Annotated in this window: 25 protein-coding genes; 7 read left to right on the top strand and 18 right to left on the bottom strand. The window is 62.9% G+C overall.

Annotated features, from left to right (window positions below; all coding sequences use genetic code 11):
* Positions 1 to 44: 44 nt before the first annotated feature.
* Positions 45 to 1154, bottom strand: coding sequence for a phytase (locus ACVOLR_RS04530; protein WP_481535371.1), 1110 nt, complete (start codon positions 1152 to 1154; stop codon positions 45 to 47).
* Positions 1151 to 3670 (bottom strand): TonB-dependent receptor, encoded by a 2520-nt coding sequence (locus tag ACVOLR_RS04525; protein WP_481535460.1) that lies wholly within the window; start codon positions 3668 to 3670, stop codon positions 1151 to 1153. The genes ACVOLR_RS04530 and ACVOLR_RS04525 overlap by 4 nt, the downstream gene beginning before the upstream one ends.
* A 496-nt stretch (positions 3671 to 4166) precedes the next feature.
* Here ACVOLR_RS04525 and upp point away from each other — a divergent pair, with 496 nt between their 5' ends.
* Positions 4167 to 4799, top strand: coding sequence for a uracil phosphoribosyltransferase (gene upp / locus ACVOLR_RS04520; protein ID WP_481535370.1), 633 nt, complete (start codon positions 4167 to 4169; stop codon positions 4797 to 4799).
* Positions 4800 to 4852: 53 nt separating this feature from the next.
* On the opposite strand, the gene ACVOLR_RS04515 is transcribed toward upp, so the two are convergent.
* The 7 genes from ACVOLR_RS04515 to rsmD form a co-directional block, all read right to left on the bottom strand.
* Positions 4853 to 5689 (bottom strand): alpha/beta hydrolase, encoded by an 837-nt coding sequence (locus ACVOLR_RS04515; RefSeq protein ID WP_481535369.1) that lies wholly within the window; start codon positions 5687 to 5689, stop codon positions 4853 to 4855.
* A gap of 424 nt (positions 5690 to 6113) precedes the next feature.
* Positions 6114 to 7004: an MBL fold metallo-hydrolase gene (locus ACVOLR_RS04510; protein ID WP_481516222.1), complete on the bottom strand. Its 891-nt coding sequence runs from the start codon at positions 7002 to 7004 to the stop codon at positions 6114 to 6116.
* Between the two features lie 355 nt (positions 7005 to 7359).
* Complete coding sequence (ggt, locus tag ACVOLR_RS04505) at positions 7360 to 9102, bottom strand: gamma-glutamyltransferase (RefSeq protein WP_481535368.1); 1743 nt, start codon at positions 9100 to 9102, stop codon at positions 7360 to 7362.
* Positions 9099 to 9383, bottom strand: a complete 285-nt coding sequence (locus tag ACVOLR_RS04500; protein WP_481510864.1) for a YfhL family 4Fe-4S dicluster ferredoxin — start codon at positions 9381 to 9383, stop codon at positions 9099 to 9101. The genes ggt and ACVOLR_RS04500 overlap by 4 nt, the downstream gene beginning before the upstream one ends.
* Positions 9384 to 9696: 313 nt before the next feature.
* Positions 9697 to 10185 (bottom strand): hypothetical protein, encoded by a 489-nt coding sequence (locus tag ACVOLR_RS04495; RefSeq protein ID WP_481513534.1) that lies wholly within the window; start codon positions 10183 to 10185, stop codon positions 9697 to 9699.
* A 38-nt stretch (positions 10186 to 10223) separates the two neighbouring features.
* A complete protein-coding gene (gene coaD, locus ACVOLR_RS04490) occupies positions 10224 to 10727 on the bottom strand; it encodes a pantetheine-phosphate adenylyltransferase (RefSeq protein WP_481516224.1) in 504 nt (167 codons plus the stop codon).
* Entirely contained in the window at positions 10724 to 11347 is a 624-nt protein-coding gene (gene rsmD / locus ACVOLR_RS04485) for a 16S rRNA (guanine(966)-N(2))-methyltransferase RsmD (protein ID WP_481535367.1), read from the bottom strand. The genes coaD and rsmD overlap by 4 nt, the downstream gene beginning before the upstream one ends.
* 202 nt (positions 11348 to 11549) lie before the next feature.
* Between rsmD and htpG the strand changes: the two genes are divergently transcribed.
* The 5 genes from htpG (at position 11550) to ACVOLR_RS04460 (ending at position 16878) form a co-directional block, all read left to right on the top strand.
* Positions 11550 to 13454: a molecular chaperone HtpG gene (htpG, locus tag ACVOLR_RS04480; RefSeq protein ID WP_481535366.1), complete on the top strand. Its 1905-nt coding sequence runs from the start codon at positions 11550 to 11552 to the stop codon at positions 13452 to 13454.
* Positions 13455 to 13681: 227 nt separating this feature from the next.
* Entirely contained in the window at positions 13682 to 15199 is a 1518-nt protein-coding gene (gene ftsY, locus ACVOLR_RS04475) for a signal recognition particle-docking protein FtsY (protein WP_481535365.1), read from the top strand.
* Between the two features lie 152 nt (positions 15200 to 15351).
* Positions 15352 to 16407: an A/G-specific adenine glycosylase gene (gene mutY, locus ACVOLR_RS04470; RefSeq protein ID WP_481535364.1), complete on the top strand. Its 1056-nt coding sequence runs from the start codon at positions 15352 to 15354 to the stop codon at positions 16405 to 16407.
* A 17-nt stretch (positions 16408 to 16424) separates the two neighbouring features.
* Positions 16425 to 16700, top strand: a complete 276-nt coding sequence (locus ACVOLR_RS04465) for an oxidative damage protection protein (protein ID WP_481535363.1) — start codon at positions 16425 to 16427, stop codon at positions 16698 to 16700.
* 34 nt (positions 16701 to 16734) lie between these two features.
* Positions 16735 to 16878 carry a hypothetical protein gene (locus ACVOLR_RS04460; protein ID WP_481535362.1) on the top strand — a complete coding sequence of 48 codons (144 nt, stop codon included), beginning with the start codon at positions 16735 to 16737 and terminating at the stop codon, positions 16876 to 16878.
* Here ACVOLR_RS04460 and ACVOLR_RS04455 read toward each other — a convergent pair.
* The 9 genes from ACVOLR_RS04455 to ACVOLR_RS04415 all read right to left on the bottom strand — a co-directional run bounded on the left by ACVOLR_RS04455 (position 16857) and on the right by ACVOLR_RS04415 (position 23863).
* Complete coding sequence (locus tag ACVOLR_RS04455) at positions 16857 to 17318, bottom strand: DUF6491 family protein (RefSeq protein WP_481535361.1); 462 nt, start codon at positions 17316 to 17318, stop codon at positions 16857 to 16859. The two genes, ACVOLR_RS04460 and ACVOLR_RS04455, sit on opposite strands and share 22 nt — an antisense overlap.
* Before the next feature lie 109 nt (positions 17319 to 17427).
* The gene (gene lolD / locus ACVOLR_RS04450; RefSeq protein ID WP_481535360.1) at positions 17428 to 18138 is read right to left on the bottom strand and encodes a lipoprotein-releasing ABC transporter ATP-binding protein LolD; all 711 of its coding nucleotides are present in this window, start codon (positions 18136 to 18138) and stop codon (positions 17428 to 17430) included.
* Entirely contained in the window at positions 18131 to 19372 is a 1242-nt protein-coding gene (locus ACVOLR_RS04445) for a lipoprotein-releasing ABC transporter permease subunit (RefSeq protein WP_481535359.1), read from the bottom strand. Before ACVOLR_RS04445 ends, lolD begins: the two co-directional genes overlap by 8 nt.
* Before the next feature lie 424 nt (positions 19373 to 19796).
* Complete coding sequence (locus tag ACVOLR_RS04440; protein WP_481535358.1) at positions 19797 to 20051, bottom strand: FAD assembly factor SdhE; 255 nt, start codon at positions 20049 to 20051, stop codon at positions 19797 to 19799.
* 213 nt (positions 20052 to 20264) lie between these two features.
* Positions 20265 to 21050: a succinate dehydrogenase iron-sulfur subunit gene (locus tag ACVOLR_RS04435; RefSeq protein WP_481517949.1), complete on the bottom strand. Its 786-nt coding sequence runs from the start codon at positions 21048 to 21050 to the stop codon at positions 20265 to 20267.
* 18 nt (positions 21051 to 21068) lie between these two features.
* Positions 21069 to 22859, bottom strand: a complete 1791-nt coding sequence (gene sdhA, locus ACVOLR_RS04430; protein WP_481535357.1) for a succinate dehydrogenase flavoprotein subunit — start codon at positions 22857 to 22859, stop codon at positions 21069 to 21071.
* A gap of 3 nt (positions 22860 to 22862) precedes the next feature.
* Positions 22863 to 23246, bottom strand: coding sequence for a succinate dehydrogenase, hydrophobic membrane anchor protein (gene sdhD / locus ACVOLR_RS04425; protein ID WP_282268787.1), 384 nt, complete (start codon positions 23244 to 23246; stop codon positions 22863 to 22865).
* Entirely contained in the window at positions 23243 to 23635 is a 393-nt protein-coding gene (sdhC, locus tag ACVOLR_RS04420) for a succinate dehydrogenase, cytochrome b556 subunit (RefSeq protein ID WP_282268784.1), read from the bottom strand. Before sdhC ends, sdhD begins: the two co-directional genes overlap by 4 nt.
* Before the next feature lie 54 nt (positions 23636 to 23689).
* Entirely contained in the window at positions 23690 to 23863 is a 174-nt protein-coding gene (locus ACVOLR_RS04415; RefSeq protein ID WP_481532526.1) for a DUF1674 domain-containing protein, read from the bottom strand.
* 39 nt (positions 23864 to 23902) lie between these two features.
* Here ACVOLR_RS04415 and ygfZ point away from each other — a divergent pair, with 39 nt between their 5' ends.
* Complete coding sequence (gene ygfZ / locus ACVOLR_RS04410) at positions 23903 to 24760, top strand: CAF17-like 4Fe-4S cluster assembly/insertion protein YgfZ (protein WP_481535356.1); 858 nt, start codon at positions 23903 to 23905, stop codon at positions 24758 to 24760.
* Positions 24761 to 24877: the final 117 nt, after the last annotated feature.

The following is a 24877-nucleotide window of genomic DNA, read 5'->3' as shown; positions in this document are numbered from 1 at the left end:
CAGAGCCAGCAACGGCAGCCGCTGGCGTAAACGCACCTGCCCCCTCACTTGTCACAATCCTGCGGCAGCGACAGCGCCTTGGCGATATCACGCCAATCGAAGGCCACCACACCCTGATCGTCATGCACCGCATACAACGCGCCCTGCGGGAAACGCGCCGACACCTGCTGGCTGTTCCAGATGCCGTCGGTATTGGCCACCGTATTGCCGTGGAACGAGCCCACCGGCGCCAGTGTCTTACGATCAAACAGATGGAAAGTGCTGCGCTGCTTGCCCTGCTCGGTGGTGATCCACCAGCCGCCATCACCACAGGTCCGCAGCATCACACCTTCGGCCTGCGCCTTGAACAGGCCGCGACCAAAGGTCTCGCCACTGAAGTCACCGGCAAGGTTGTAGACCTTGAACTCGCTGGCATAGGTTTCGTCTTCTTCGGCGATCAGCAGACGGTCGTTGGCCGGATCGCCCCAGATCGACTCGACCACACGCAGCGCGCCCTTGGGCGAGCTGTCGCCGATGCTGCGCACCAGCTTGGCCTGCACAGTGCCACCATCAACCGTGACGTGATAGCGACGCACACGTTCGTTCAAACGCTCCAGCGCCGGCAGGATGTCGTTGCCAGCCGCATCTTCACCATCGTCGTAGGAGTCGGTGACATACAGGTCGTAACCGCCCTGCACCGGGTTCACCCACAAACCATAAGGCTTGCGCAGATCATTGCCGGCAAACACACCCAGCGGCTTGAAGTCCGGCAGCTGCAGCACCTGCACGCGGTGGTTGTCGCGTTCAACGATGAAGACCAGGTCGTCCTGCACGGCGATGCCATTGGGTCGGTCGAACTGACCCAACGCGGTGCCAGTGCTGCCGACGTCACGCAGATGCTTGCCGCTCTGGCCGTCGTATACCACCAGCTTGTCGGTGGCCTTGGCGGTGGCGATCAGCCACAGCCGGCCATCGGCACCGCGCCAGCTGGCGGGTGAATCGATGTTGTCAGCCGGCGTCATCGGCGTCAGGAAGGCTTCGGCAACCAGCGTGGACGCCGCGGCGGTTGCACCTTCGGCAAGATCGGCAGCGGTAGGCGGCGTGGTGGACTTCGGCGCTGGCTGGCAGGCACTCAGCACCAAGGCAACGGCACTGGCGAGCAGCGCGGCCCTCACAGTGCCACCTTCACGCCGATCGCGTAGGTGCGGCCGTATTCCTCGTTCTGCAGGGTGCGCGAGGAGATGCCCTGATACAGCTCCAGCGGCTCATCCAGCAGATTGGAGGCTTCCAGATACAGACTCACGTTCTTGCTTACCTTGTAGTCGAAACTGAAGTCGAGCTGGGTATGCGGCGCGACATAGATATCAAAGGCGCGGCTGTCGCCGATGGTATCCAGGTACTCACTGCGATAGACGCCAGCCAGCCGCGTACTCAGGCCGCCCCACTCGTAACCGATGTGCGCGCTGTAGATGTTCTTGGAGGCACGCGGCAGGTTGAAGTCATCGTTCTCACGATCAGCGATACCCGGATCAAAATCGGTATCCAGCCAGGTGCCGCTGGCACCGACCAGCAAGCCGGACCATGCACCCGGCAGGAAGCTCAGCTGCTGCTGCCAGTTGAACTCGGCGCCGAAGACCTTGGCCTTGTCGCCATTGATCGAGCGGGTCACGTCAAAGCCCGGATACTCGGGATCGGTCTTGCTCTCGACCTGTACGATGTAGCCATCGATGGACTTGTGGAACAGGCCCAGCGAGACGATGCCGCTATCGCCCAGGTAACGCTCGAACGAGAAATCCAGATTGGTCGACTCGTACGGGTCCAGATTCGGATTGCCGATACGCGCTTCCTTGTCGTCGCGGTTCACAGCCAAACGCGGCGAGACGTCACCGAACGATGGACGCGCCACGGTCTTGTTGACCGAGCCACGCAGCACCCAATCATTGTTGGTGTCGTAGCGCAGATGCAGACCCGGCAGCACGCTGGTATAGCTGTTGTTGGCGATACGCGGTGTCACCACAACGGTCTTGCCGTCGCTGGCGATATCCACGTCGTTGCCCGTTGCATTGAACTGAGTGTTCTCGACACGCACGCCGCCGATCACGCGCAGCGCGCCGATGTCCCAGGTGCCCATTGCATAGGCCGAGAGGATGTCTTCACTGGCGACGTAGTCCTCTTCCAGCGAGGTCATCTTGTTGCCGGCAACGTCACCGGACTTGGCGCTGTACTTGCTGCCGTTGGCCGCCCACCAGGCACGCATCGCCGCCGAGCTCATGCCTTGGCCGAGGCTGCCACCGCGATGATCCAGCGTCTTGCCATTCCAGCTGGACAGATCGACCGCCGGGCCGGTCTTCAACTCGACCTCATCCACATTGACATCGCGCTCGCGCCAACGGCCCAGCACGCCGAACTTGTAGCTGGCCTTGTCACCATCGAAGCGGATGTTGAGCTGCGCGCTGCGTTCGCTGTCGTCGATCTGCTTGGGCGAGAGCACCACGCGGTCGAAGACATAGTTGCCGTTGTCCATCCAGCCACTGTCACTCAGGCTGATGCCGGGGATGCCGCTGTTCTGGTTGAGAGTGGCCGACATATCGCCACCGGCATAGTTGAAGCGCGCTTCCATTTCATCATTCACGCGCTCGCGGGTCTTGGTGTAGCCCAGCTTGTAATCCAGTACGGCGCCGCTCAGGCGGTTCTCACCACCGAAGCTGAGGGCCAAGGTGTTCTCTTCCTTGGTGCGGTAACGCATGCGCTTGCTGATGGCTTTCGCCGGCAGATCGTCCACCTGATAGCGACCGCCACCCAGGGCGGTGATCGAGTCCGCATCACCAAAGCCAAAGATCGTGCGCTGCCGCGTTTCAGCATCGTCGAACTGGCTGTACAAGGTGCGCAGGTAGTACCGATTGTCGTCATCCGGACGCCAATCGAAGTTCAAGTTTGCACCCGTGCGTTCACGCTCAATCGTGTATTTGCGACGCTGCACCTCGACCGCAACCAGATCGTCCTCAGCGCCGCCATCGAACTCGCCGTATTCCACTTCGGTGTTGTCGGATTCAAACGTGCGCTTCTGGTAGTTCACGCCCAGCGCCACACCGAAGGTTTCCGCAAACACTTCGCTGTAATTGAAGGCGGCCTTCGGGCTGGTCTCACCCGACAGCTCCTGGTGGCTGCCTTCCAGCTTGCCCTTCAAGGAACGGCCATCACGGTCGAACGCCGATGCCGATTCCACAACCACTGCGCCACCGATGGCATCACCCGGCATATCCGGCGTGGCCGACTTGATTACCCGCAGGCGCTCGGTGGACTCGGACGGAATCACGTCCAGCGGTGCTGCGCGTGAGGAGTCCTCCGGTGTGCCGATGGCAATACCGTCGATGCTGACGCTGTTCAAGGCCGCATCAAGACCGCGGATCACCACGAAGCGGCCCTCGCCCTGATCGCGGGTAACGCTGACACCGGGCAGCCGCTGCAGCGACTCGGCGACATTCATGTCCGGATAGTCGCCCATCGAGTCGGAGGCAACCGCGTCCTGCACACCATTGGCGTCGCGTTTGAGTTCAACGGCGCGTATCTGCGCTTCGCGCTGCGCACGCACTTCAATGCGCTCCAGATCGATAGCGGCCGCTGCACCGCTGGCGAGCGTGGTCGTGCCGTCGGCCGTGGCCTGTTGTGCATATGCAGGCGCGACAGCCATACAGGCCACCGCGGTCGTCACCGCCACCACCAAGACGCTCTTGCGCACTACCGCCCCCAATCTGTGTAAAGGATGGGTGTGCAAGGTATGTCCGTTCAGTTACGCGACAGTTACAGTGACAAGGCGGGAATATGTCAGTCCGTTGCGCCAAGGTTACAGCACGACTGCTAAAGCCCTTGCGCCGCCGATGCCCTGAGCGGAAGTGGCCTGCCCCGGCGGTGCTGATCCTTGCCGTAGTGACCTCCGCCAGCGGGCAACGAAACCAGCCTCCGCCAAACTGCAGAAATCACCATCTGCATGACGCCATGCACCGACCATTGTCGAGCGCGAAAGCCATTTGGACGTAGTCGTCCGACAGGCGCACCCCGGTCTTGCCGGCCAGGTCAAGCTGCATTGGCCGGATATGGCGGCTGTCGCACCGTGCCCCTGCCGCTCAGGAGCCGCGAGCGCAGAGGCGCTAAAATGACAATTCTTCTCCTCCTGTTTGATCACGCCCATGAAAATCGTCGAAGTCCGCCACCCCCTGGTCCAACACAAGATCGGCCTGCTCCGCGATGCATCGATGAGCACCAAGGATTTCCGCGAAGTGGTCAATGAGCTGGGCACCCTGCTGGCCTACGAGGCCACCGCCAATCTCGAAACCGAGAGCCACACCATGCCTGGCTGGGCTGGCCCGGTGCAGGTGCAGCGCATCGCTGGTGCCAAGATCACCGTGGTGCCGATCCTGCGCGCGGGCCTGGGCATGCTGACCGGCGTGCTGTCGCTGATCCCGGCTGCGCGCGTGAGCGTGGTTGGCCTGCAGCGCGACGAGGAGACCCTGCAGCCGGTGCCCTACTTCGAACGCCTGACCGGCCGGCTGGAAGAGCGCGACGCGTTGATCCTGGACCCGATGCTGGCAACCGGCGGCACCTTGATCGCCACCATCGACATGCTCAAGCGGGCCGGTGCCCGCCGTATCAAGGGCATCTTCCTGGTCGCCGCACCGGAAGGCCTGAGGGCACTGGAAGCCGTGCATCCGGACGTTGAGGTGTATACCGCCGCCATCGACGAGCGCCTCAACGAGAAGGGCTACATCCTGCCGGGCCTGGGCGATGCCGGCGACCGCATTTTCGGCACCCGGGTTGGCTGAAGCCAGTCCGCGCATCACGTGGCTGCGGGCAGCTGCCGGCAGCCACGCCAGCTTCATCGCCGCAGCCAGTACTCACCCGACGCTGGCGGAGCGGCCAGTACGCCACGCGCCGGCTCGCTTCCAAGCAACTCGGCCTGCAGGAACGCGGTCCCGAGTTGCCGGGCTCTTTCAAACAGCTGCTCCGGCTCTCCGCCGATCAGATTGTGATCACCACTGGCAAGCACCACCGCTGTCTTTCCACCTGCGGGCGCTGTCTCGACCGCATAGAGGTGATCGGCCGGATCCACGACGAAGCCCGGCACCCGGTCCTCGTCGCCAGTAACAAGCAGCAGCGGCACCGCCAGCGTTGCATACGACTCCGCTCCGATCAGACCCGGAATCCTGCCCGGTGAGGAGTAACCCAGCACCGCGACCACCGATGGGTCGCGCAGCGGTCCCAGCTGCGACAGCGCGCCGCCGAGCGCGGTCGAAATCAAGGTCCCCAGGCTGTGCCCCGCCGTAGCTACCGGCAGCCCCGGCCAATGTGCGGCGGCATAAGCACTGGCCGCGTGCATGTCGGCGAAACGTTCGCCCAAACCCTGCTCTAGAGAGAACTTTTCCCGCTCCGGATACTTCACCGAATCCACGTGCAGGGGAGCCAGAACGACGAAGCCGGCCTCCGACCAGGACTGCATCAGCCGCTCGTAACGCTCCGGCCAGGCGCCATGCCCCGAGGAAAACAGCACCACCCCGCGCACCTGTGCAGGCGCCCATATCGCCATAGTGGTGGCGCGATCAGGGCGAGCCTGCAGTGGGACAACTTCGGTCGGCGCGGCAACTGCCGCCATCGCCGGCGCCAGCAACATGACGCAGGCAAGCATCGCACGGCGTAACAAGGAAGGACATTTCAAGGCGATATCTCTGCAGAAATTGATGGGACAACTGTCGCCGCTGGTACCAGCCAGATTCAGTGCCGGAAGTCAGTTTCTGCAGGGACGAAGGTCAGCATGGAAGCCATCGGCAGCAGCACCCTGACGCCCAGCAATGATCGAATTTCATCGCCGTTTGACGGAGATCCATTCCCGACGCAGGCAGGCGCCCGCACCCGGAAACCAGGCTGTTTACCGCCCTGTTCGCCCACCTGCCGCTGGCAATCACTCCTCACCGCGAGCGCCGCGACCATAACTACTCGTCCCCTGACATCAGCACACGACCGATTATTCGGCCAAGAGCAAGAGCACGAAAGGCACCACCTACAAGTCGACGCAACGCATGAGAAGAGCGGAACCTCGCGGTTCCGCTCTTTTCGATCACGACTCAGATTGACTGCCAGGCTCAGGCAGCCAGCGAACGCGCCTTCAACTCACCCACTTCATGGGCGGTGGCAAAGCGTCCCTTTTCATCACGCACCACCTGCGCCATCGCGCATTGCGGATCGTGGGTGAAAAACAGGTGCACATTCCGCGCCAGCTTGTCTTCCAGGAAGGCACGCTTCTCGTCGATCAGCAACTCGGCATTGCGGTCGTAACCCATGGTGATCGGCACGTGCACCCAGGAGCGGCCGGGGATCAGATCGGCGCAGAACACCACGCCACCACGCGGCTGGCCGTTGACACGCTCAGGACCGACGATCTCGGCCAACATCAAGCCTGGCGTATGGCCGTCGCTGAAGCTGAAACGTACCGACTCGCCCAAGGCTTTCGAATAGGCACCGCTGACGATTTCCAGGCGCCCACTGGCTTCCAGCAATCCAGTCAACTCGGGAATGAAACTGGCCCGATCACGCGGATGCGGATGCTTGGCCCGTTCCCAGTGCTCGGCACCAATCACGAAGGTCGCGTTGGGGAACAACAGCTCCGGCTCACGCCCTTCCGACCACGGTGCCAGCAAACCGCCTGCGTGATCGAAATGCAGGTGACTGAGCACGACCACGTCGATGTCTTCATGCTCGAAGCCCGCTTCACGCAGTGAGTCGATCAACACATGACGCGGCTCCTGCACACCATAGCGCTCGCGCAGCTTGGGCTCGAAGAACGCACCGATGCCGGTTTCGAACAACACGGTCTTGCCGCCCAGCGGGCTGGCCAGCAAGGCGCGGCAGGCCAATTCAATACGATTGGATTCATCGGCCGGCGCCCATCGCTCCCACAACGCCTTGGGTGCATTGCCGAACATTGCGCCGCCATCGAGTTTTTGCGAGTTACCGCGAATCGACCATAGTTTCATATGAAAAATTCTACCCGCTGCGCGTTAAATATTCGCAAGGATCTGCTGGCGGATAATTGACGGGGAACGGCATGGATAGGGAACGCAGTGTTGCGCGCGGTTTTGTTGAAGCCGGCGGTTGCCAATAGCTTCAGTACTGGGGCGGCGTGAGCTGGCGTTACACTGTGGGAGCGGCGTCAGCCGCGAAGCTGACGCCGCTTAAGCAGTTGGCAACTGTACCAACTGATGATTTACCTGCTTCGCGGCTGACGCCGCTCCCACAAAAAATCCGATGCCAGCAACTGGCATCGGATTCTGGGGGACTCAAGCGTTCAAGTGAACAGCATTCCCGCCGAAACGGGGTTTGCTGTTTAGCTCAGTCGGCCTTTCCCGACTTGCGGACCGCGGCACTACCTACCGGGTTACGCGGATCGCTGCCGCCACTGAGTACATTGCTGCGTCTGTCCCACTCCACCGTCTGCAGGTTGCCCCAGACGTGGCTGGAACCGCGGCCGCCTTCGGCTGCATCACCAGGCAGTTCAACCTTGTGACCCATCGCCTGCAGCTGTTTGGCGACTTCCGGCGAGAACGCGCCGGTCTCAGCCGAAATCTCATCCGGCAACCACTGGTGGTGATAGCGCGGCAAGGCGGCTACCTGCTGTGCGTCCAGCCCGGCGTCATAGCCGAGGATGCCGAGCAGGACCATGGTGATGATGCGGCTTCCACCGGGCGTGCCAATCACCACGACCTTGTCGTCGTTTTCCATGAAGGTCGGCGTCATCGAGCTGAGCATGCGCTTGCCCTTGGCCGGCGCGTTGGCCGCATAACCCATCACACCGAAGGCATTGGGCGTACCCGGCTTCAGCGCGAAGTCGTCCATCTCGTTGTTCAGCAGCACACCGGTGCCGGCCGGGATCAGACCCGAGCCGTACAGCAGGTTCACCGTCTGGGTACCGCCAACGCGGTTGCCTTCGCTGTCGATGATCGAGAAATGGGTAGTCTCATCATCTTCCAGCGGCGTCGGGTTGCCCGACAGCAGGTCGCTGGGCGTGGCCTTTTCCGGGTGGATGGTGGCACGCAGGCCCTGCGCATAATCGCGGCTGGTCAGCACCTTCTGCGGAATATCGACAAAGTCGGGATCGCCGAGGAAGAAGGTACGGTCGCGATAGGCACGACGCATCGCTTCCACCACCAGGTGGGTGCTGTGCGCCTGATCCATCTTGTTCAGATCCCAGGGTTCGAGGATCTGCAGCATCGAGGCCAGCGCGATGCCACCGGAGGACGGCGGCGAGGCGGTGGTGATCTTCCAGCCACGGTAATTGAACACGATCGGCTCACGGGTCTTGACCGTGTAACCGGCCAGTTCCTCGGCAGTCCAGCGACCGCCGGCCTGCTTCACGCCGGCCAGCAGCTTGCGCCCGGTCTCGCCGCGATAGAAGCCATCAAAGCCGTTGGCAGCCAGCAGCTGCAGCGTATGCGCCAGCTCCGGCTGTTTGAAGATGTCGCCCTCGGCAATCGGCTTGCCGTTGCGCAGGTAGACCTCACGGGTACCCGGGTAGCGGTCCATTACTTCGCGGCGGCTGGCGTAGCCGCGGGCCATGCGTGCATACACCGGGAAGCCCTCGGTGGCGACGCGGATCGCCGGTGCCAGCGAATCGCTCAGCGGCAACTTGCCATGCTCACGCGCCAGCTTCACAAGCGCCGCCGGCAAGCCCGGGATACCGGCCGACCACGGGCCATTGACCGAGCGGTCACGGTCCAGATTGCCGTTCTTGTCCAGGAACTGCTCGGGCGTTGCGGACTCGGGCGAGGTCTCGCGCGCATCCAGCATCACGTCCTTGCCGGTCTTGGCGTCGTGCAGCAGGAAGAAGCCACCACCACCCAGGCCCGAGCTGATCGGCTCGACCACGGCCAGGGTGGAGGACACGGCCACCGCGGCATCGAACGCGTTACCGCCCTTGCCAAGGATTTCCATACCGGCCTGGGTCGCCAGCGAATGGCCGCTGGCAATTGCCGCGCCATCGGGGTGTGCGGCGCGGGCCGGTGCGGTATCGGCCGCCCACGCAACCGGTGACAACACCAGTGCGAACAGCAGCAGGGAACGGGCAACGAGTTTCATGCCGTTGGATTCTCCGATTGGTAAAACTCAGGGTGATCGCGTTGCAGACCGGCCAGTTTGGCCAGCAGCTGATCTTCGGTTTCGACGATTTCCGGGTCCGGGTCGATGCATTCGACCGGGCACACCACCACGCATTGCGGCTCATCGAAATGACCGACACATTCGGTGCAACGGGCCGGATCGATCACGTAGATCGTCTCGCCCATTGCGATGGCCTGGTTGGGACAGGCCGGCTCACAGACGTCGCAGTTGACGCAGAGCTCGTTGATTTTCAAAGACATTGTTGCGGTGTTCCCGTCGGAGCGGGGCTTGCAACCGGCGCCTGCCGGTTCATCGGTCCTGCTGTTCATGGCCTGCCAAGGGCAGCGCCGACAGCAAGCTTACCGGATACTGGTTTTGCCGGGGTTGGGGTGACGGCAATGCCGCCGCCCCACACCGTTCTGCCCGTGAGGATGCTGCCATTTGGCAACCTCCAGATTGGGCAGGTCTGCTGTGGCTCAAACCAGAGCCGCAGCAGAGCCAAAGCGACCCCCGCCTGCGCGGGGATGACGCACTGGCAAGGGCGGAGCCGCTACGCGGCCCCGCGCCAGTGCGTCACTTGGCTTCGACGAAGACGTAGTCGGCGCCGGTCGGCTTGACGATGGTCTGCACGCGGGCGTTGTCAGCGGCGTCGCCGATGAACACCACGCGCACACCCTTCATCGAATCAGCCTGCACGTCCTTGAAGCTGGTCTCGATCAGGTCGGCCATCTTGGCCGAAGCCGACGAACCGAAAGCCAGCATGTTGCCCGGCTGGATGCCGCGGCCAACGGCACCGGTAGCGCTCTCAGCCTGACGGTCGTACTTGGCAGCAAACTCCGGATCCGATTCCGGCGGCAGGTAGTACAGGAACGGGCTGGCGGTGATGTTGCCCATGTTCTGCACGGCAACCGCCTGCAGGTACTTCTTCCAACCCGCGTCGTCATCCTTGGCCGGGGCGACCAGCGCCTGCTGCGCTTCTACTACCGGTGCTTCTTCTTTCTTGCAGGCGGTTACAGCCAGCACCATCGAGGCGGCAAGCAGCACGCGCATCGTGTTCTTCATGATCGTTCTCCCGTTGAAAAGTGGTGTTACTGAAAAATTTATTGTCCGCGCGCTTCGCGGGCCTTGCGCAACGCTTCGAGCACAGTTGCCGGCACGAAGCCGGAGACATCCCCGCCCAGCCGGGCGATTTCACGCACCAGCGAGGAAGAGATGAAGCTGTGCTGCTCGGAGGGGGTCAGGAACAGCGTCTCCACCTCCGGGATCAGATGCCGGTTCATGCTCGCCATCTGGAATTCGTACTCAAAATCGGACACCGCGCGCAGGCCGCGCAGCAGCACCCCGCCGTGCACCGAGCGCACGAAGTGGGCCAGCAAGGTGTCGAAGCCGACCACTTCCACATTGTCGTGGTGCTGCAGGGCTTCCACTGCCAAGGCTACGCGCAGTTCCAGCGGCAGCGTCGGGCCCTTGGACGGGCTCTGCGCCACGCCGACTATCACCTTCTCGAACAGCGGCGCGGCACGGTTCACCAGGTCGATATGACCATTGGTGATCGGGTCGAAAGTGCCCGGGTATACGGCGATGCGGCGGTTGGCTGAGGTCATGCGGGTTCGGTCGCGTTCATGTCGCCGCGAAGTGTAGCAGCGGCCCGGCGATAGAGGGCATAGGCCACCTCGCGGGTACTGCCCTGGCGGCGCAGCTGCCATTCCGCCGGCAGCTGCAGCGTCGCGTCCACCGGCGCTTCCACGTACAACCAGGCATCTTCAGCCAGGTGTCGGGGTAGGCGCTCGATCACCTGTTCCCACAAACCGGCGGCAAAGGGAGGGTCCAGAAACACCAGATCGGCCTGCGCGGGTGGCGCACTGCCCAGCCATTGCAGGGCATCGCCGACAATCACCTCAACCTGTGTCCCCGCCCCCAGCTTCCCGACCACACCGCGCAGGGCCGCCACCAGCTGCGGATCGCGCTCCACCAGTTGTGCCGACGCCGCACCGCGCGACACCGCTTCCAGACCAAGCGCACCGCTGCCGGCAAACAGGTCCAGAACCCGCGCGCCAGACAGCTTGGGCATCAACCAGTTGAACAGGGTTTCGCGCACCCGGTCGCTGGTCGGCCGCAGGCCCGGCAATTCAGGAACCTGCAAACGGGTATTGCGCCACCGTCCACCGACGATGCGCACCTGCCCGCTGGCAGCAGCGGGCGCCTTGCCGCGGACCGGACTCATCCGGCCCGCACCGGCAAAGCCAATGACAAAACGTGGCAAATCAAATACATCGGCGGCCTACATCCAACAGTTCCAAGTGTTGCAGATGATAGACCAGCGCCCGCTCCGGCTGCGTCCACCTTGAAAACGGCCCATTCACCCTTACCCATGCTGCAGCCACCGCGCAGCTGCGCGATCCATCAGCAACGGAGCACCCCGACCGATGAGCAACCAGAATCACAAGGAAACCCGCGGTTTCCAGACCGAGGTGAAGCAGCTGCTGCACCTGATGATCCATTCGCTGTACTCGAACAAGGAAATCTTCCTGCGCGAGCTGGTGTCCAATGCCGCCGACGCCGCTGACAAGCTGCGTTTCGAAGCGCTGACCCAGCCCGAGCTGCTCGAAGGCGGCGCGCCGCTGCGCATCCGCATCGAGGCCGACCCGGTCGCGCGCACCCTGACCATCGACGACAACGGCATCGGCCTGAGCCGCGATGAAGCCATTGCCCACCTCGGCACCATCGCCAAGTCGGGCACCGCAGAGTTCCTGAAGAACCTGTCCGGCGACCAGAAGAAAGACTCCAACCTGATTGGCCAGTTCGGCGTGGGCTTCTATTCGGCCTTCATCGTTGCCGACCAGGTTGATGTGTACAGCCGTCGCGCCGGCCTGCCGGCCAGCGAGGGCGTGCATTGGTCGTCCAAGGGCGAAGGCGAGTTCGAGGTCGAGACCATCGACAAGCCCGAGCGCGGCACCCGCATCGTGCTGCACCTGAAGGAAGGCGAAGACAGCTACACCGACGGCTGGCAGCTGCGCAGCCTGATCAAGAAGTACTCCGACCATATCGGCCTGCCGATCGAGCTGCAGAAAGAGCACCACGGCGAGGAAGCCGACAAGCCGGCCACGCCGGAGTGGGAGACCGTCAACCGCGCCAACGCGCTGTGGACCCGTGCCAAGTCCGAGATCAAGGACGAGGAATACAAAGAGTTCTACAAGCACATCGCGCACGACCCGACCGACCCGCTGGCCTGGACCCACAACAAGGTCGAAGGCAAGCTGGAGTACACCTCGCTGCTGTACACCCCGGGCCGCGCGCCCTACGACCTATACCACCGCGACGCGCCCAAGGGCCTGAAGCTCTACGTGCAGCGCGTCTTCATCATGGATCAGGCCGAGCAGTTCCTGCCGCTGTACCTGCGCTTCATCAAGGGCGTGGTCGATTCCAACGACCTGCCGTTGAACGTGTCGCGCGAAATCCTGCAGTCCGGCCCGGTGATCGACTCGATGAAGTCGGCCCTGACCAAGCGTTCGCTGGACATGCTGGAGAAGCTGGCCAAGGACAAGCCGGAAGAATACGCAGGCTTCTGGAAGAACTTCGGCCAGGTGCTGAAAGAAGGCCCGGCCGAGGACTACGGCAACCGCGAGAAGGTCGCCGGCCTGCTGCGCTTCGCCTCCACCCATGACGGCAGCGGCGAGCAGAGCGTTGCGCTGGCCGATTACATTGGCCGCATGATCGAAGGCCAGGACAAGATCTATTACCTGACCGGCGAAAGCTTCCAGCAGGTCAAGGACAGCCCGCATCTTGAGGTGTTCCGCAAGAAGGGCATCGAAGTACTGCTGATGACCGATCGCATCGACGAGTGGCTGATGAGCTACCTCACCGAGTTCGACGGCAAGTCCTTCGCCGATATCGCCCGCGGCGATCTCGACCTGGGCAAGCTTGAGACCGAGGAAGACAAGAAGGCACAGGAAGAAGTTGCCAAGACCAAGGAAGGCCTGGCCGCGCGCCTGAAGACCGTACTTGGCGAAGAAGTTGCCGAAGTGCGCGTCTCGCACCGCCTGACCGACTCGCCGGCCATCCTGGCCATCGGCGAGCAGGACCTGGGCCTGCAGATGCGCCAGATCCTGGAAGCCAGTGGCCAGAAGGTGCCGGACAGCAAGCCGGTATTCGAGTTCAACCCGGCCCACCCGCTGATTGAAAAGCTCGATGCGGAAGCCGATATGGACCGCTTCAACGACCTGGCTCACGTGCTGTTCGACCAGGCCGCACTGGCCGCTGGCGACAGCCTGAAGGACCCGGCCGGTTACGTGCGCCGCTTGAACAAGCTGCTGCTCGAGTTGTCGGCCTGAGTGTAGCGCCGAGCCATGCTCGGCAGGAGCTTTCCCGGCAATGCTCGTAGTGCCGAGCCATGCTCGGCAGAGACCCTACTGGTAAAGCCCCAGGAGCTGCCCTCACCCCAACCCCTCTCCCGTGAACGGGAGAGGGGCTTCGATCAACTGCCCTCGTGCTGCCCGCAACGTCGGTGGCCCAACCGCCGGTGGTAACATAGACATCTGATTTCAGGCCTTTTTCCTCCATGTTCAGCTTCTTTCGCCGCAAAAAGACCGACGACGCCCAACAGCCCGCAAAGCCGTCCACGCTGAGCGTTGAGGAACTGGCCGCCGCTTTCCCGCAGGCACCGTCGGCGCAAGCGCCGCTGCCGGCAGAACCCATTCAGACTGAAACAGCGCAAGCGCCGGTCGAAGCTCCTGTCGCTGCAGCAACGCCTGTAGAGCTGACAACCGAGATCGCAGCAACACCCGCGCAGGTTGTGGAACAAGCCGCCGTAGTTGAAGCAGCCCCCGTTGCAGCGGCAGTCCAAGTCGAAACCCCGTCTGCTATCGAAGCCCCCTCCCCGGCAGTCGTCGAAATCGCTCCGCTGCCAGTGGAACCTGCTCCTGTTGCGGCTACTCCTGTAGCTGCTACTCCTGTAGCTGCTACTCCTGTAGCTGCTACTCCTGTAGCTGCTACTCCTGTAGCTGCAGCTCCTGTAGCTGCTACTCCCGCCGCCCCCGCTCCCGTAGTTCCGATTGCGGCAGCAGCTCCCGCTCCGGCCGTCGCCGAAGTCATCGCCCCCAGCGCCCCCGACTCAGACGCAGCACTCATTCCAGTCGACGCAGCTCCCGCAGCACCGGCCGGCAAACTCGGCTGGCGTGATCGCCTGCGCAACAGCAGCTTTGCGCGCAGCTTCGGCGGCCTGTTCTCGCGCAACCCCAAGCTCGACGACGACCTGCTCGACGAGATCGAGACCGCACTGATCACCGCAGACGTCGGCATGCCAGCGACCACGGCGCTGGTCGAAGACCTGCGCAAGCGCATGAAGTCGCGTGAGTTCGCCGATGCCAACGCGCTACTGGCCGCACTTCGCGCCGACCTGATCGCGATGCTCGAACCGGTCGCCAAACCGCTGGTCATCGACACCAATGCAAAACCATTTGTGATTCTTACCGTCGGCGTCAATGGCGTCGGCAAGACCACCACCATCGGCAAGCTGGCCAAGCGCTTCAAGGATCAGGGCCATAGCCTGATGCTGGCCGCTGGCGACACCTTCCGCGCCGCCGCCGTCGCCCAGCTGCAGATCTGGGGCGAACGCAATGGCGTGGCCGTGGTCGCCCAAGGTCAGAATGCTGATGCTGCCTCGGTCGCGTTCGACGCATTGCAGGCAGGCAAGGCGCGCGGCACCAGTGTGTTGATCGCCGATACCGCCGGCCGCCTGCACACCCAGACCGGCCTGATGAACGAGCTAAGCAAGATCCGCCGCGTGCTCGGCAAGATCGACGAAACAGCGCCGCACGAAGTGCTGATGGTGATCGACGGCACCACCGGCCAGAACGCGCTGTCGCAGCTGCGCCAGTTTCATGCCGCTGCCGGCGTCACCGGCCTGGTCGTAACCAAGCTGGATGGCACCGCCAAGGGCGGCGTGGTGTTTGCGCTGGCCCGCGAGTTTGGCATTCCGATTCGTTTTGCCGGCATCGGCGAGCGCCCGGAAGATCTGCGCGTGTTTGATGCTGAAGCCTTCGTCGATGCGCTGTTGCCGCAGGCGCTGGGCGCTTGATCTGAGCCCCTCTCCCGTTTACGGGAGAGGGGTTGGGGTGAGGGGAAGCTTTACGAGCAGGATCAAAAGCTCCCCTCATCCGCCCCTACGGGGCACCTTCTCCCGCGCGCGGGAGAAGGAATGCGAAAGCAACCGCCATCGCCTGCGAGCCAATGCCCAACTTCCCCAGCCAACTCCTCACCTGGTTTGATCAGCACGGTCGCCACGATCTGCCTTGGCAGCATCCGCGTTCGCCGTACCGGGTGTGGCTGTCGGAAATCATGCTGCAGCAAACCCAGGTCGCCACCGCGACGCCATATTTCCAGCGTTTCGTGCAGTCGTTCCCAACCCTGCGCGACCTTGCAGCAACCGACAACGACACCTTGATGGCGCACTGGGCCGGCCTGGGTTATTACGCCCGCGCCCGCAATCTGCATGCTGCAGCCAAACAATGCGTCGAACTGCATGGCGGTGAGTTGCCGCGTGATTTCGATGCCCTGCTTGCCCTGCCCGGCATCGGCCGCAGCACCGCCGGCGCCATCCTCAGTCAAGCCTGGAACGACCCGTTCGCGATCCTTGATGGCAACGTCAAACGTGTCTTGACCCGCTACCACGGCATCGCAGGCTTCCCCGGCTTGCCCGCAATCGAAAAGCAGCTATGGGCGCAGGCCCAAGCCCACGTCGCGCAGGTGCCGGCCGGTCGCATGGCCGATTACACCCAGGCGCAGATGGATTTCGGCGCAACCCTGTGCACCCGCGCAAAGCCGGCCTGCATCTTGTGCCCGCTGCAGAGTAGCTGTGCCGCACATGCGCAGGGTCTGGTTGATTCACTGCCAACACCGAAGCCCAGCAAAGTGTTGCCTGAGCGCGAAGCCACTGCCTTGCTACTGGAAGATTCCGACGGTCGCATCCTGCTGTTGAAGCGCCCTCCAACCGGCATCTGGGCCTCGCTGTGGACCTTGCCGCAGGCTGATACCGATAGCGCGCTGCGCGAGTGGTTTGCCGCCAGCATCAAAGGCAACTACGACAACGCCAACGAGCTCCCGCTGATCGTGCATACCTTCAGCCACTACCGCCTGCATCTGCAGCCGCTGCACCTGCGCAAGGTCGCACTCACATCCAAGGTCGGTGACAATGCCGATCTACGCTGGGTAGCGCGTGACGACCTGGCCACACTCGGCCTGCCCGCACCTATCCGCAAACTGCTGGAACGTCATCCGGCGCACTGATTCGACAGGACTACACCATGCCCCGCTCCGTCTTCTGCCAATACGAACAACGCGAAACCGAGGGTCTGGATTTCGTGCCCTACCCCGGCGAGCTGGGTCAGCGCATTTTCGCCAACATCGGCAAGCCGGCCTGGGCCACATGGTTGGCGCATCAAACCATGCTGATCAACGAGAACCGGCTGTCACCGCGCGACCCCAAGCACCGCGCCTTCCTTGAGGAAGAGCTGGTGAAGTTCCTGTTCTCTGGTGGCGCGGAAAAGCCGGCGGGTTACGTCGCGCCGGAAGCAGGTTGATGTAGGAGCGGCGTGAGCCGCGAAGCTGACATCAATGAAGGAGAAAGAAAAGCCCGCGATCGATTGGATTGCGGGCTTCGCGGCTTACGCCGCTCCTACAAAAGGCATTACCGGTAAAGCCCCTGCCGAGCATGGCTCGGCACTACAGGTGGTGCTTCAGTTCGACTCGGCGCCCTGATCTGCAGCGCGCTCGGAAATCTTGGCTTCGCGCAGCTGTTTCTCGGATGCGCGCAAGGTCTTCACGTCCAGCGGCTGGATGCTGTCAATCCGGCACGGCACATGTGGCATTGGGCCGCCATCATGCACGATCACCCGGTCAAAGCGCGCCGAAACCTGGCCCATAAGGTTGGTGATGCTGATCGCCTGGGCGAATGACAGATCCATGCATGGCCCACTGAGATTCAACAGCCAGGCTTCGTTGGGCTTGGTCCACACCGCCAAAGCGCTGTCGCCCAGCTCTGTCCAACCATTGAGCGAACCAAAGTATCTGAAGCTCTTAACCGGCTCACCGGCGTGCGCGCGGTAAAGATCCAGACGCTCGGCGCTGGTCAGTTTCCCGGTCGTCGCACAGCCACCAAGGACGGCGGCCAGCATCATCGCAACAAGCATTTTTTTCATGGCAGCACTCCTCATTGAAGGAAACAACCTGATTCCATGAAGCAACGGGCAATTACCCAAGCATGGTAGTCCCGTGGCAGCCACGGGACCATCACCTGCTTTTCGCGGCTCAGACGCCGCTGCTGGCCAGCTCGTGCAGGCGACCCTGACGCAGTTCCAGCACGCGATCCAACTTGCGCGCCAAACTGCGGTCATGGGTGACCAGAACCAAACTGGTGCGATGCACGCGATTCAACTCCAGCATCAGATCGAACACTGTGGCGGCGGTCTTGTCGTCCAGATTGCCGGTCGGCTCATCGCCGAGAACACAGCCCGGCTGATTGACCAGGGCGCGCGCAACCGCGGTGCGCTGGCGCTCACCGCCGGACAGCTCACCCGGCTTGTGATCCAGGCGGTGGCCAAGCCCGACCGACTCCAGCAAGGCCTTGGCGCGGGCACTGGCGCCAGCTGGATCGCTGCCACCCAACATCACCGGAATCATCACGTTCTCCAGCGCGGTGAACTCCGGCAACAGGTGATGGAACTGGTAAACGAAGCCCAGCGAGCTGTTACGCAGCTTGCCGCGCGCCGCATCGGACAGCGCCGACATGCGCTGGCCGGCGACATAGACCTCACCTGCAGTCGGAATATCCAAGCCGCCCAGCAGGTGCAACAAAGTGCTCTTGCCCGCGCCCGAGGCACCGACAATGGCCACGGTTTCGCCCGCGGCGACGTTCAAATCAAGGCCGTCGAACACCGGCGTGTGCATCTTGCCTTCGGCGTAGGTCTTGCCCAGGCCTTCGGCGCGGATTACCGATTCCATCAATGCGTTCTCATTCATAGCGCAGCGCCTCGGCCGGCTGGGTGCGGGCTGCGCGCCACGCCGGGTAGATGGTTGCGGCAAAGCTCATCAGCAACGCCACCACGGTGATCACCACAATGTCGGCAGTCTGCATGTCGGTCGGCAAGCCGGTGATGTAGTACACATCCTCCGGCAGCAACTTGATGTTGAAAATGGTCTCGATCAGGCCGAGGATGCGCTCCAGATTGAGGGTCAAGGTGATGCCGCTGATCACGCCGACAATGGTCCCGAACACACCGATCAAGGTGCCCTGCACCATGAACACCTGCATCACCCCACCCGGCGTCAACCCAAGCGTACGCAGGATGGCGATATCAGCCTGCTTGTCGGTGACCAGCATCACCTGCGAAGACACCAGGTTGAATGCACCCATCGCCACGATCAGCGACAGCAGGATGCCCATCACCGTCTTTTCCATGCGCAACGAGTGGTAGAGGTTGGCGTTCTCCTGGGTCCAATCACTCACCCGGTAGTAGCCGTTGAGGTTGACCGCCAGATCGCGGGCCACGGTATAGGCCTGGTCCATGTCGTGCATTTTCAGGCGCACGCCGGTGACGCCATCCATGCGCAGCACGCGCTCCATGTCCTGCATGTTGGTGAAGGCAACGCCGCGGTCCACTTCATTGGAGCCGGCCTCGAAGATGCCACTGACCTTGAAGCGCTTGACCCGCGGCATGGCGCCCATTGGCGTGCCCTGCACTTCGGCCAGCGTCGCTACAACGCTGTCGCCGACATCCACACCCAACCAGATCGCCAGTTCCTTGCCGACCACCATGTTGAATTCGCCGGGCTGCAGGCTGTCCAGCTTGCCCTTGACCATTTTCTCGGCCAGCACCGAGACCTTGGACTCCTGCGCCGGATCAACGCCCTGGATGATCGCGCCCTGCACCCGCAGGCCACTCAACATGCCCTGGATCTCGATATACGGTGCGGCGCCGGCTACACGCGGATCCTTGGTTGCCACGTCGATGGCATGCTGCCAGTTGGCCATCGGCTCGCCGTCGGCGCTCACCGTGGCGTGGGCCGACATCTGCAGCAGGCGGTCGCGGATCTCCTTCTGGAAGCCGCTCATCACCGCCAAGGTGGTGATCAGCACCATCACCCCGAGCGCGATGCCGAGGATGGAAGCCATGGAGATGAAGGAAATGAAGCCATTGCGGCGCTTGGCGCGCAGATAGCGCAATCCGATTGCGACAGGTAAGGGTTTGAACATGCGTGTCTGCCCGTGAACTGATGGCTATGGTGCCATTCCCGGCGGCTGGCGGGAAACGCCGTGCGCCTTTACGGCCAGTCGCAGTTCACGTCGCTGCACCCTGGGCAGCGTATCGGGCCAGAACAGCAGCTGTTGGCGCCGCTTGCCCTGCCGCCAACGTAGTATCAATAGCGGCCCACGCTCGAGCAGTTCGAGCCGCTCCACGGGTCCGGCGTCGATGCAGGGCGGGCTTGGTGGCGAGGGTATGAGTATGTTCCGGCCCGGCTTACGCGCCTCGGCGCGCGTCTGTAGCAGGCCCCAGCCAAGCACGCACACGCCGAAAGGCCAGGCATAGCCCGGCTCCAATCTGCAGTTCACTATAGAAATAGCGGCGAGTATCGCCAGGCCCAGCAACGCGCAGCTCAGCCAGCGCGATGGCCGCCACTCACACCGGAAGGGCGCGGATATAGCCGATGAGTTGCGCCTGCGACGCATCCGAACAGACCTCGTAGCCCATGAACCAGCGCCACAACTTATCGTCTTCGGTGTCCAACAACTGCAGGAAAACCTCGCGCTCGGCGACAGGTGCTTGCAGCCAGCGACGGTCTAGATAGCGGCCGAACAGCTGATCCAGCTCGCGCATGCCACGGCGGCAGCGCCAGCGCAGCTTCTTCAACAGGATTTCGTCTTCGGTCTGCATGGCTTCAAGCTTGAGCCCCTCTCCCGTTTACGGGAGAGGGGTTGGGGTGAGGGCAGCTCTTGGAGGGACTCCAGGCCGGCACTCTGATTTCAGCAAGGGCAACTTCAAAAGCCCCCCTCATCCGCCCCTGCGGGGCACCTTCTCCCGCAGGCGGGAGAAGGGAAAGCTGCAAAGCAGCAGCGTTGCTCCGGCTTGCGCCTCGGCACGGCCTCTTTACGCGCGACGCGCCATCATCAATTTCTTGATCTCGGCGATTGCCAGTGCCGGGTTCAAGCCCTTCGGGCAGGTACGTGCGCAGTTCATGATGGTGTGGCAGCGGTACAGCTTGAACGGATCTTCCAGATCGTCCAGGCGTGCGCCGGTGTCTTCATCGCGCGAATCGATGATCCAGCGATAGGCCTGCAGCAGGATCGCCGGGCCCAGGTAACGCTCGCCGTTCCACCAGTAGCTCGGGCAGCTGGTCGAGCAGCACGCGCACAGGATGCACTCGTACAGGCCGTCCAGCTTCTTGCGGTCTTCCGGCGACTGCAGGCGTTCGCGGTCTGCCGGGGCCGGGGTCTGGGTACGGATCCACGGCTTGATCGAGGCGTACTGCGCGTAGAAGTGGGTCAGGTCCGGAACCAGATCCTTGACCACGTCCATATGCGGCAACGGGTAGATCGGCACTTCGGCCTTGCCGCAATCGGCAATGGCGCGGGTGCAGGCCAAGGTGTTGGTGCCGTCGATGTTCATCGCGCACGAACCGCAGATACCCTCGCGGCAGGAGCGACGGAAGGTCAGGGTCGGATCAATCTCGTTCTTGATCTTGATCAGCGCGTCCAGAACCATCGGGCCGCACGCATCGAGATCGATCTCGTAGGTGTCGGTACGCGGGTTCTGGTCGTCGTCGGGGCTCCAGCGGTAGATCTTGAAGGTACGCGTGTTCTTCGCGCCGCCCTTGGCGGGGAAGTGCTTGCCCTTGGTCAACCGGGAGTTCTTCGGAAGTGCAAATTCAGCCATGTTCGTAAGTTCCCCGGATCAGTAGACGCGCGGCTTCGGCGGCACCACGGACACGTCATCGCTGAGCGTGTACATGTGCACCGGGCGGTAATCGAAGCTGCACTTGCCCTTGTCGTCGACGGTGACCAGCGTGTGCTTCTGCCAGTTGACGTCGTCGCGGTCCGGGAAGTCCTCGTGCGCGTGGGCGCCACGGCTTTCCTTGCGCTGCTCGGCCGAGTTGATCGTCGCCACTGCGTTGAGCAGCAGGTTATTCAGCTCGTAGGTCTCGATCAGGTCCGAGTTCCAGACCAGCGAACGGTCGGAAACCTTGACGTCCTGGAACGAATCGAACACTTCCGCCATCTTCTGGCAGCCTTCTTCCAGCGTCTTGCTGGTACGGAACACAGCAGCATCGTTCTGCATGGTGCGCTGCATGTTGTCGCGGATGACCGAGGTCGGCGTATCGCCATTGGCGTGACGCAGCTTGTCGAGCAGGCCCAGGGCCTTGTCGCAGGCATCCGACGGCAGGGTCTTGTGCGCAGCGCCCGGCTTGATCGTCTCGGCGCAGCGGTTGGCCACGGCGCGGCCGAACACCACCAGGTCGAGCAGCGAGTTGGAGCCCAGACGGTTTGCACCGTGCACGGACACGCAGGCCGCTTCGCCAATGGCGTACAGGCCCGGTACCACTGCATCGGGGTTGTCGCCGACCTTGCGCACCACTTCACCGTGGTAATTGGTCGGGATACCGCCCATGTTGTAGTGCACGGTCGGGATGACCGGGATCGGCTGCTTGTGCACGTCCACGCCCGCGAAGATGCGTGCGCTTTCGGCGATACCCGGCAGCTTGTCGTCGATCACGCCCGGGCCGAGGTGGGTCAGGTCGAGCAGGATGTGATCCTTGTGCTCGCCGACGCCGCGGCCTTCGCGGATTTCGATGGTCATCGAACGCGACACCACGTCACGCGATGCCAGATCCTTGTAATGCGGTGCGTAGCGCTCCATGAAGCGCTCGCCATTGCTGTTGCGCAGAATACCGCCCTCGCCTCGCACACCTTCGGTGATCAGGCAGCCGGCGCCATAGATGCCGGTCGGGTGGAACTGCACGAACTCCATGTCCTGCAGCGGCAGGCCGGCACGGGCCACCAGGCCACCGCCATCACCGGTACAGGTATGTGCCGAGGTGGCGCTGAAGTAGGCACGGCCGTAACCGCCGGTTGCCAGCACCACGCCCTGCGAACGGAACAGGTGCAGGGTGCCTTCGGCCATATCCAGGGCGAGCACGCCGCGGCAGACGCCTTCGTCATCGAAAATCAGGTCGAGTGCGAAGTACTCGATCATGAACTGCGCATCATGCGCCAGCGACTGCTGGTACAGGGTGTGCAGGATGGCGTGGCCGGTACGGTCGGCGGCGGCGCAGGTACGCTGCGCGGACGGGCCTTCACCGTACTTGGTGGTCATGCCACCGAACGGACGCTGGTAGATCTTGCCTTCTTCGGTACGCGAGAACGGAACGCCGTAGTGCTCCAGCTCGATGATGGCCGGGATGGCCTCACGGCACATGTACTCGATGGCGTCCTGGTCACCCAGCCAATCCGAACCCTTGATGGTGTCGAAGAAGTGGTAACGCCAGTCGTCCTCACCCATGTTGCCGAGCGCGGCGGAAATGCCGCCCTGTGCTGCCACGGTGTGCGAGCGGGTCGGGAAGACCTTGGTGATGCAGACCGTCTGCAGGCCCTTCTGGGCCAGACCAAACGTTGCACGCAGGCCAGCGCCACCGGCGCCGACGACGACCATGTCGACCTTGTGTTCAGTGATGTTGTAAGCGGACATGTATCAGTTCCCAAACGCGATGCGGGCAACCGCAAAGATGCTGACGATGGCGCCGAGCACGGCGACAAACTTGACCGTGGTCTGCAAGGCCAGGGCCATCAGCGAGTTGTGGATGTAGTCCTCGAGGACCACCTGCAGGCCAAGCTGGGCGTGCCAGAACATGGCGACCAGGAAGCCACCCAGCAGGATCGCGTTCCACGGCTTGGCAATGGTTTCCACAGCGGTAACGTAATCGGCGCCCATCAGGCTCAGCACCAGGCACAGGAACCAGATGGTCAGTGCGACCAGGGCGGTTGCGGTCAGGCGCTGGTGGACGAAGTGCTCGGTACCGGACTTGGCACTGCCAAGGCCACGCGCATTCTTCAACGGGGTGCGGTACTTGCTCATGCGGCAGCTCCCATGCAGACGTAAGCCCAGATCAGCGCGGTCAGCACCAGCGAGGCAATCACCGACACCCAGCTGCTGCGGATGAAGGTAGCCTTGGCGTAGCCGATGGCGAAGTCCTGCACGATATGGCGGATGCCATTGCACAGGTGGTAGGCGAAGCACCAGGTCCAACCGAACAGGATCACCTTGCCGTACCAGGCGCTGGCGTGGGTGGTGAAGCAGTTCCAGGACTCAGGCCCCATCATCAGGGCGAACAAGCCGCCCGCAATGATCAGGGAACCGACAGTCAGAATGATGCCGGTTACTCGATGCAGGATCGAGGTGGCCATCTGGATCTGCCAGCGATACACCTGCAGGTGCGGAGAGAGGGGGCGGGGTCTGTTCGCCATTCGCTGACTCGTATCTCGGCTGGGCGGCTCAATGCCGCGTTGGCTCAACGCTGCTCAGAAATCTATGCAGCGCCCGTTTTTCTCCCAATCGCCATACCGCACCGGATCAAGTCCGCCGCGGCCGCCTATTTCCTCAGGCACCGGTGTCACCTCGGGAAGCGGCTGCTTCTCGGGGGCCAACGGGGCTTCAGCTTCGGGCTCGGGAGTGGGGGTTGTTTGGCCTATCATTGGTGGTCTCGCAACGCACAAATTTTAGTCCTCAGTCACGTGTCTGACAACCTCGCCCCTGCATTCACCGGTTTCCGCACACTTTCCAAGGCTCAGATCGTGAGCCTTGCGGGAGCTGATGCGGTCGTTTTCGCCCAAGCCCAGTTCGCCAACGACGTGCCCTCGCTGGCCGATGGTCATTGGCAATGGAGCGTCTGGCTGACCGCCAAAGGCCGCGTGCTGTCTATCTTTCAGCTGGTACGGGTGGACGCGCAGACCCTGCTGCTGATCTGCCACGACGGCGGTGCCGAGGCCATGGCCGAGCAGTTGCGACGCTTCGTATTCCGCCGCAAGGTCGTCATCAGCCATGCCAGCGCGCTTGCGGTGAATGCCGCGCTGGAAGCGCCGGTTGCGGCGCGTGGCGCGCAATTGGCGCAGCTGAGCGATGCCGTCATCGAGCTGGATGTGGGTAGCGCAACGGTTCCGCGCACGCTGCAGATCAGCAATGTGGCCGCTGCCATCGACGACAGCGCGGAATTGGCATGGCGTCAATCCGACCTTCGTTTCGGCCTGCCCCGGCTTGAAGACGGGCAGCGCGAGCAGTGGACGCCGCAACAGCTGGGGCTGGATCGCTTGAACGCCTATAGCGTCAAGAAGGGCTGCTATCCCGGCCAGGAAATCGTTGCCCGCACCCACTTCCTGGGCAAGGCCAAGCGCTCGCTGGCGTTGTTGGAATGTGTCTCATTCGCCAATTCTGGTGACACAGTCCAGCACAGCGACAGCAACATCGGCACCGTCGCCTGCGTAGCGGGTGCGCTTGCACTGGCCGTGTTGCCACTGGAATTGCCTGATGGCCCACTTCTGATCAATGGCGAGACCGCCAGCACCCAGCCGCTGCTGGAAGGTCTGGCCCGCTGAGAACCTGTAGTGCCGAGCCATGCTCGGCAGAGGCTTTACCAGCAATGCCCTGGTAGTGCCGAGCCACGCTCGGCAGAGGCTTTACCAGCAATGCCTTGGTAGTGCCGAGCCATGCTC

Source organism: Stenotrophomonas sp. STEN030 (assembly GCF_056759995.1).
Note: the sequence above shows the minus strand (reverse complement) of the source record. Positions and strands in the feature narration are given on the sequence as shown.

Coding starts and splice junctions, on each gene's coding strand:
- ACVOLR_RS04525 (WP_481535460.1), bottom strand. CDS start 3,670: ATGGCTGTCGCGCCTGCATATGCACAACAGGCCACGGCCGACGGCACG.
- upp (WP_481535370.1), top strand. CDS start 4,167: ATGAAAATCGTCGAAGTCCGCCACCCCCTGGTCCAACACAAGATCGGC.
- ACVOLR_RS04510 (WP_481516222.1), bottom strand. CDS start 7,004: ATGAAACTATGGTCGATTCGCGGTAACTCGCAAAAACTCGATGGCGGC.
- ggt (WP_481535368.1), bottom strand. CDS start 9,102: ATGAAACTCGTTGCCCGTTCCCTGCTGCTGTTCGCACTGGTGTTGTCA.
- ACVOLR_RS04500 (WP_481510864.1), bottom strand. CDS start 9,383: ATGTCTTTGAAAATCAACGAGCTCTGCGTCAACTGCGACGTCTGTGAG.
- ACVOLR_RS04495 (WP_481513534.1), bottom strand. CDS start 10,185: ATGAAGAACACGATGCGCGTGCTGCTTGCCGCCTCGATGGTGCTGGCT.
- coaD (WP_481516224.1), bottom strand. CDS start 10,727: ATGACCTCAGCCAACCGCCGCATCGCCGTATACCCGGGCACTTTCGAC.
- rsmD (WP_481535367.1), bottom strand. CDS start 11,347: ATGAGTCCGGTCCGCGGCAAGGCGCCCGCTGCTGCCAGCGGGCAGGTG.
- htpG (WP_481535366.1), top strand. CDS start 11,550: ATGAGCAACCAGAATCACAAGGAAACCCGCGGTTTCCAGACCGAGGTG.
- ftsY (WP_481535365.1), top strand. CDS start 13,682: ATGTTCAGCTTCTTTCGCCGCAAAAAGACCGACGACGCCCAACAGCCC.
- mutY (WP_481535364.1), top strand. CDS start 15,352: ATGCCCAACTTCCCCAGCCAACTCCTCACCTGGTTTGATCAGCACGGT.
- ACVOLR_RS04465 (WP_481535363.1), top strand. CDS start 16,425: ATGCCCCGCTCCGTCTTCTGCCAATACGAACAACGCGAAACCGAGGGT.
- ACVOLR_RS04460 (WP_481535362.1), top strand. CDS start 16,735: ATGAAGGAGAAAGAAAAGCCCGCGATCGATTGGATTGCGGGCTTCGCG.
- ACVOLR_RS04455 (WP_481535361.1), bottom strand. CDS start 17,318: ATGAAAAAAATGCTTGTTGCGATGATGCTGGCCGCCGTCCTTGGTGGC.
- lolD (WP_481535360.1), bottom strand. CDS start 18,138: ATGAATGAGAACGCATTGATGGAATCGGTAATCCGCGCCGAAGGCCTG.
- ACVOLR_RS04445 (WP_481535359.1), bottom strand. CDS start 19,372: ATGTTCAAACCCTTACCTGTCGCAATCGGATTGCGCTATCTGCGCGCC.
- ACVOLR_RS04440 (WP_481535358.1), bottom strand. CDS start 20,051: ATGCAGACCGAAGACGAAATCCTGTTGAAGAAGCTGCGCTGGCGCTGC.
- ACVOLR_RS04435 (WP_481517949.1), bottom strand. CDS start 21,050: ATGGCTGAATTTGCACTTCCGAAGAACTCCCGGTTGACCAAGGGCAAG.
- sdhA (WP_481535357.1), bottom strand. CDS start 22,859: ATGTCCGCTTACAACATCACTGAACACAAGGTCGACATGGTCGTCGTC.
- sdhD (WP_282268787.1), bottom strand. CDS start 23,246: ATGAGCAAGTACCGCACCCCGTTGAAGAATGCGCGTGGCCTTGGCAGT.
- sdhC (WP_282268784.1), bottom strand. CDS start 23,635: ATGGCGAACAGACCCCGCCCCCTCTCTCCGCACCTGCAGGTGTATCGC.
- ACVOLR_RS04415 (WP_481532526.1), bottom strand. CDS start 23,863: ATGATAGGCCAAACAACCCCCACTCCCGAGCCCGAAGCTGAAGCCCCG.